General features: G+C 61.6%; 5 protein-coding genes and 1 pseudogene. 4 read left to right on the forward strand and 2 right to left on the reverse strand.

Features of this window, described 5'->3' with window-relative positions; translation table 11 throughout:
- Nucleotides 1-125, reverse strand: a pseudogene (locus B3C64_RS08295) (phosphoribosylglycinamide synthetase); the annotation flags it as partial.
- A complete protein-coding gene (locus B3C64_RS08300) occupies nt 122-1,435 on the reverse strand; it encodes a glutamate-5-semialdehyde dehydrogenase (RefSeq protein ID WP_291535005.1) in 1,314 nt (437 codons plus the stop codon). The gene B3C64_RS08300 and the pseudogene B3C64_RS08295, both read right to left, overlap by 4 nt.
- Nucleotides 1,436-1,640: 205 nt before the next feature.
- Between B3C64_RS08300 and thrC the strand changes: the two genes are divergently transcribed.
- From thrC to B3C64_RS08320, 4 genes are all read left to right on the forward strand, one after another.
- Nucleotides 1,641-3,128 (forward strand): threonine synthase, encoded by a 1,488-nt coding sequence (gene thrC, locus B3C64_RS08305; protein ID WP_291535007.1) that lies wholly within the window; start codon nt 1,641-1,643, stop codon nt 3,126-3,128.
- Nucleotides 3,129-3,241: 113 nt separating this feature from the next.
- Nucleotides 3,242-4,570: an MFS transporter gene (locus tag B3C64_RS08310; RefSeq protein ID WP_291535008.1), complete on the forward strand. Its 1,329-nt coding sequence runs from the start codon at nt 3,242-3,244 to the stop codon at nt 4,568-4,570.
- Between the two features lie 1,029 nt (nt 4,571-5,599).
- Nucleotides 5,600-6,226: a hypothetical protein gene (locus B3C64_RS08315; protein WP_291535009.1), complete on the forward strand. Its 627-nt coding sequence runs from the start codon at nt 5,600-5,602 to the stop codon at nt 6,224-6,226.
- Between the two features lie 353 nt (nt 6,227-6,579).
- On the forward strand, nt 6,580-7,008 hold the full coding sequence (locus B3C64_RS08320; protein WP_349679971.1) for a nucleoside 2-deoxyribosyltransferase: 429 nt from the start codon (nt 6,580-6,582) through the stop codon (nt 7,006-7,008).
- Nucleotides 7,009-7,144: the final 136 nt, after the last annotated feature.

The following is a 7,144-nucleotide window of genomic DNA, read 5'->3' on the forward strand; positions in this document are numbered from 1 at the left end:
ATCTGCACCAGGAACACGTAGCGGACGATGCTCAGACGTTCCGAGGCGAGGCGCAATCCCAAGTAGGGGTCGTCGAGGTCCGCGTCCCACGGATTGTCAAGTCCGTTCACATACAACTCGCTCATGCTCTCACCTGTCCCGTTCCGTATCCGATCCATTTGGTCGTGGTCATCTCGCGCAGGCCCATCGGACCGCGCGCGTGCATCTTCTGGGTGGAGATGCCGAGTTCGGCGCCGAAGCCGAACACGCCGCCGTCGGTGAACCGTGTGGACGCGTTGACCATCACCACGGCCGAGTCGATGCGCGCGGTGAACTCCTCCACCGCGGAATAGTCCTCGGCGATGATGGATTCCGTGTGGCCCGTCGAATGGCGGTTGATGTGTTCGATGGCCTCGTCCAGCGAGTCGACGACCTTGATGCCGATCTTCAGTGCGAGGTATTCGGTGTCCCAGTCCCCGTCGGTGGCCGCGACGAGGTTCGCGCCCTCGATGCCGGTCTTGGCGATGATGCCGTACGCGCGTTCGTCGGCGTGCATCTCGACGCCGGCCTTGGCGAGCGCCTCCGCCGCGACGGGCAGGAAGCGTTCCGCGACGTCTTTGTGGACGAGGAGCTTTTCGGCGGCGTTGCATACGCCGACGCGCTGTGTTTTGGCGTTGATGAGGATGGGGATGGCCTTGTCGAGGTCGCCGGAGCGGTCGACGTAGATGTGCACGTTGCCGGCGCCGGTTTCGATGACGGGCACTTTGGAGTTGCGTACGACGGCCTGGATGAGTCCCGCTCCTCCGCGTGGGATGAGTACGTCGATGTGGCCACGCGCCTCCATCATGGCGGTGGCGCCCTCGCGTCCGTATTCGTCGACGGATGCGATCAGGGCGCGGTCGTAGCCGTGCCGCGCGAGCGTGTCGCCGATGACGTGGAGTGCGGCGGCGTTGGTGCGTTCGGCGGCGTGTCCGCCTCTGAGCAGGACCGCGTTGCCGGATTTGACGCACAGCGAGGCGACGTCGACGGTGACGTTGGGGCGCGCCTCGTAGATCATGCCGAGCACGCCGATGGGCACGCGCACCTGCTGCAGGCGCAGGCCGTTCTCCAGATGGTATCCGCGTACGACCTCGCCCACCGGGTCGGGCAGGGACGCCACGTGGCGCACGCCTTGGGCCGTGGCTTTGACGCGTGGGACGTCGAACTTGAGCCGGTCGAGTTTGCCCGCGTCCATGCCGTGTTCGGCGGCCTCGCTCATGTCGAGCGCGTTGGCCCGCGCGATGGCGTCGGCGTGCGCGTCGAGCGCGTCGGCCACCGCTTCGAGCAGCCGGTTCTTCGCCGCGGTGTTGGATTGGGACAGTCGGGCTTGCGCGCGGCGTGCGGCGTCGCCCATCCCGCATACCGCCTCGAGCACGTCGGCGTTTACGGCAGCGGTCTGGTTCTGTGGATTCGTCATAGTTCCCTAGGATAGCGTCTTCCCGCGTTCTCCGGTCCCTGTGACCATTATTCATCCAACCTTCCGCTCGGCGCGCGCGGCGGGCGGAGGACCCGCGCCGCATGGCGTTCCATTCCACGGACGGGCCGCGCCCGTTTTCCGCCGCATGCCGGTACACTTGTGGTGTATCTGACGTAATTGTTCGTTCTATTGCTAAGGAAATCCAGTGACCACGTTCCACAGCACCCGCAGCACCACCGATTCGCTTACCTCCAAGCAGGCCATCCGCAAGGGCATCGCCGATGACGGCGGCCTGTTCGTGACCGATTCCCTGGGCGATGTCCACGTGGACATCGCCTCTCTGGCGGGCAGGTCCTACCAGCAGATCGCCTTCGACGTGCTGTCCGTGCTGCTGCCCGACTACACCGAGGCCGAGCTCAAGGAATGCATCGCCGAGGCATACGGCCCCCAGTGGTCCGATGGGAAGATCACCCCGGTCAAGCCGCTGGGCGACGATTACGTGATGGAGCTGTTCAACGGCCCCACCTCCGCGTTCAAGGACGTCGCCCTGCAGATCCTGCCGCGCTTCATGGCGCGCACCACCCCGGCCGACGGCGACAAGGACGAGAAGATCATGATCGTCACCGCCACCTCCGGCGACACGGGCAAGGCGGCTCTCGCCGGCTTCGCGGACGCGGCCGGCACCGGCATCACCGTCTTCTACCCCGAAGGCAAGGTCAGCCAGGTGCAGGAACTGCAGATGACCACGCAGTCCGGTTCGAACGTGAACGTGTGCGCGGTCAAGGGCAATTTCGATGACGCGCAGTCCGCGGTCAAGCGCATCTTCGGCGACAAGGAGCTTGCCGGCCGCCTCGCCGACGACTCCCACGTGGTGCTTTCCTCCGCGAACTCCATCAACGTCGGCCGCCTCGTGCCGCAGGTCGTCTACTACTTCTCCGCATACGCGCAACTGCTGGAACAGCAGGTCATCAACGTCGGCGACGAAGTGGAGTTCGTCGTGCCGACCGGCAACTTCGGAGACATCCTCGCCGGCTACTACGCGAAGCTGCTCGGCCTGCCGGTCAAGCATCTCGTGGTCGCGTCCGACAAGAACAACGTGCTGTTCGACTTCCTGACCTCCGGCACCTACAACCGCCAGCGCCCGTTCTTCCAGACCATCTCCCCGTCGATGGACATCCTCATCTCCTCGAACCTGGAACGCATGCTGTACTACATGTCCGACAAGGACACCCGCCTGATCTCCACGCTCATGAACGACCTGAACGAATGGGGCGCCTACGAAGTGCCGGAACCGATGATGAAGAAGATCCGCTCCATCTTCGGCACCGGCTGGGCCGACGAGAACCAAGTGCGCGACATGATCGCGGACTGCTGGAACAAGAACCACTACGTGATCGACCCGCACACCGCCTGCGGATACTTCGTCATGCAGCAGATGCCGCGCGATCCGCTGACCCCGCGCGTGCTGCTCAGCACCGCAAGCCCGTACAAGTTCCCGCGCGTGGTCAACGAATCCCTGGGCCTGGACGCCTCCGGCACCGACTTCGAATGCATGGACGTGCTGTCGAAGGCCACCGGCACCACCGCCCCGGCCGCGCTGCGCGGACTGGAGACCGCCGACGTGCGTTTCAGCAACGTCGTCGAGATCGACGGCATGGAAGGCTTCGTCGAACAGGCCGCCAAGGCCCTGTAAACAACGGCATCGGAGCGATTCAATCTCCCAAATCGGCATCGGCCGTCCGCGATATGCGGATGGCCGATTTTTCATTGCCGCGGTACAGTTCGTCTCCAGAGGAGGAAACAGTCATGGCACCATCATCGGCAAGCGCCGAATCCGCGGAACGCACACGTCGTGAAAACCCGGTGAAAACCACCGACACCAATAACAACACCACCGACAAGACGAAACCGTACACGGGAAAGCCGCATAAAGACCGGCTCATCACCCGCGACGTGGCACTGGTGATGATGGCGACGTTCTTCTTCATGACCAGCAACATGGTCGTCAACCCCATCATCGCCGGATACGGCGAATCCATGGGCGCCGCCGGAACGCTGATGGGAATAATCGCCGGCGCGATGAGCTTCGTATCCCTCTTCTGCCGTCCAATCGCGGGAAACCTCTCCGACCTCGTCAGCAAACGCCTCCTCGTGGCCGTCGGAACGGCGCTCTACATCATCGCCGGCATCATGTACTGCCTGGCGCACTCCACCGGCATGCTCATCGCGGCACGCATCGTCAACGGACTGGGCTTCGCCTGCGGCACCGTCTGCCTGGCCACCTGGGTGTCGCTGCTGCTGCCGATACGCCACATGGGCGCGGGCATGGGACTGTACGGCATCGTCAACGCGCTCGCCATCGCCGTCGGTCCGGCCTTGGGCATCCGCATGCAGGCGGCCGTCGGCTATCGTCCGACGTTCGTCATGTCGTTGGTGCTCAACGTCTGCGCGTTCCTGGTGGTGCTGCTGGTGAGGAACGGCGGCAGCCCCGCGCGCAGGGCGGAATCCCCGGACGGGCATGGACGGATCTCCGTTGCGGGGCATTTGCGTCACCGTCTGCGCCTGAGCAATCTGGTGGAACCGCGTGCGATTCCGCTGGCATTGGTGTTCATGATGTTCGCCATCCCCTATTTCGCGAACCAATCGTTCCTGGTGGATTACATCGCGGCACGTCATCTGCAGCATGTCTCATCCGATTTGTTCTTCGTGTTCTATGCGGCCGCGCTGCTGATCATGCGTCTGACCATGAAGGACCTGTTCGACACGAAAGGCTTCCGGTTCTGGCTGTCCATCTGCTCGCTGACGATGCTGGCGATGCTTGGGTTCCTGACGTTCCTGTCGAATGATTGGTATCTGTTCGGCGCCGGCGTCGCCATGGCCGGCAGCTACGGTCTGATGAGCTCGGTGACGCAGGCTCAGGCGGTGGTGATAGCGGGACGTGAACGCAGCGGCCTGGCGAACAGCACATATTACATGGGCATCGATTTGGGCATGTCGCTCGGCCCGGTGCTTGCAGGCGTGTTCTACGGACGCCTGCCGATCGTATGGTTCTATCCCGTGTTCATGCTCACCATGCCGGTCGCGTGGATCATCTACCTGTGCTTCCACCGCATGATCCATGCGAGGCGCTCCTGAATCGACAAGCCGGCCGCAAGTGCTATTACCCGGCTACGGAGCGGGCCATTCCGCACGCTACATGGTCGTCATGGCTTCCGATTTCGCCTGCCATCCGATTCGCGGACTGTCGTGCGCGCCTTTGCACGGATATTTCGTTCTCTCTGCGAAAATTCCGTCGCTTGTCGGATGAATCATGATCGTCTTCTTCGCTGGGCGACGTTTTCCAGGGCACGAAACGTCGCCGCCAGCGGAAAACATCGTATTTCATACGCAAAGCGACATGTTCCATAGCAGCAAATGGATATTCGCAATATGACAATGCATCGCGAAGGCAATCACGGCATGCATGTTCCATCACAAAGCACAATCACAAAGCGGCATTGACCGGTAGGCATGCCTATAAGTGAGCCGCAAGGCGAATCGTCGCGAAACTTCTATTGTCAGACGGCAATCCACAACCTCAAGCCTTCGCATGGCTGGATTTCCGGCACCCCAAAGCCGGTTGTCCACGACACGCCCGAACGACGTCGAGTTATCCACATTCCCCGATGGCGCTGGACATACGCACACCGAACAATTTACGTTCGGAACATGTCAAGGAAGATTGAAATCGAGCTGCTGGCTCAGATGGCAAAGACGGCTGGATGCTGCATCGACGTCGAGGCGTTGCCGCATGACCGGTCGTTGCATCGGGCCCTGCAGAGACGCGTCACCGGCGGCATCTTCGTCCGACCGTACAAAGGGCTGTATCTTCCGGCGACCTGTTGGATTGGGATGAATCCAGTGGAACGCGCGCGAACCACCGCGGTATCCCTTGCGCGACGGCACAGCTCATGGGTTTTCACCGGTCCGACCGCCGCCATATTCCACGGTCTGGAGGTCCCTTGGAACGTTCTCCATCGAACGACCGTCGTCAGCGCCGGCAATGGCGACACGTCATCTTCTGCGCCGTTGCGGAAGATCTACGCGCCGTCCGTTCCTATTGACACAATACCTTCGCCGGTGTTGAACATACGAAATCATGATCATGGCGCATGTGGAAATTTCATGTCGGCGAAAGCACTGTGCTCCTTCCTGTCCGCTCCGGCAATGATGTCGGTCACCACGGTCGAACGCGCCTTGGTCGATTGCGCGATGCACGACGATTTCCGATATGCGCTCGCCGCGTTCGATTCCGCATTCCGGCAGCGTAGGACCACTGCCGACGCGATCATCGATGCCTGCGATTCCGTTTCAGGTGACTGCGGTCCGGTTTTCCGGGCTTTGCATTATACGGATCCGCTTGCCGAGAACGGCGGCGAATCGTTATGCAGGGCACTCATCATCGAATACGGTTATGCGGTTCCAAAGCTGCAGCGCGAGTTCGTGGATCCGGCGAATTCGTTCAACAAGGCGCGGGTGGATTTCGTGTGGCATCTGCCCGATGGTCGGGTGATCGTATTGGAATACGATGGCATGCAGAAGTACGTCGATCCGAGAATGACGAATCGGCGGAGCGTGCAGCAGGTCGTTCGGGATCAGTTGGAACGGGACGCGTTGCTCAAACGGGCCGGTGTCACGACCATCGTCCACGCCACGTATGACGATGTGCGCAATCCGCTGGGACTGGTGGCGAAACTTGACAGGGCCGAGGTTCCCATGCGTACCGGGCTGAGATTCTTCGAACACGGCTGAGTGCGATGCGACACCGTCGATGGTCCGTCGACGGACCGGGCCACGGTCGGCGGGGGCGACACCCGAACCAGACGGTGACGTCCCCATACGGAACCGGCATCGACTGGAACGAATTCCACACCGGCACGCAATATCCCAACGCCGCTGACTGACACCGAAAAACCCGTTCTCAAGCACCACGAAAACTTCCTATAGGCCCGAACCCAGTGATGACCTGCCTGCGACATGCTTTGCCGAACGATCGCCATGGCATCTTTCGTGGCCTTGTGGGAATGAAAGCCTGCGCATCGGCCCGCCCGCATTCCGGCTGTAGAATCGCATTGTCGCCATAAACCATAGCGAAAGGGAACATGATGGGCGCAATTGCCAAGCACGATTTTTACGTGGCCGGACCGTTTTTCAACCCCGAACAGACTGCGAGCATGGAGCGTCTGGAACAGGTGCTTGCCGATCATGGCAAGTCGATGTTCAAACCGCGGTTCGCCAGCGTCATCGAAGAAGTCGGGCCGGAAGGCTGCTTCGCCGACGACACGAGGGGTATCCGCGAAGCCCGCGCGGTAATCGCCAACCTCATCGACGAGGATTCCGGAACGATGTTCGAAATCGGTTACGCGCATGCGCTCGGCAAGCCGGTGTACGGCTATCTGGAAGGGCTGGACGAGAACAGCCATGTGAACCTGATGATCGCGCAGTCCGTGGAGATGGTGTTCGCCGGCCCGGACGATCTGGCGCATTGGTTGGAAACCGGAGAACATTCCGAAATCACGTATCACCAGTTCTGAGCGGCGTTCGGCACGATTGCGTGCCGAACGTACCACGGCGCAAATGTCAACGCCGACCATGCGCGTAATGCATCGGATGGAGCTCCCGGACACATTACGGCGCAAACGATGACGGGCGGAGCCGGCTTTCCGATTG

The sequence above is a fragment of the Bifidobacterium sp. UBA6881 genome, assembly GCA_002451435.1.
GTDB lineage: Bacteria > Actinomycetota > Actinomycetes > Actinomycetales > Bifidobacteriaceae > Bifidobacterium.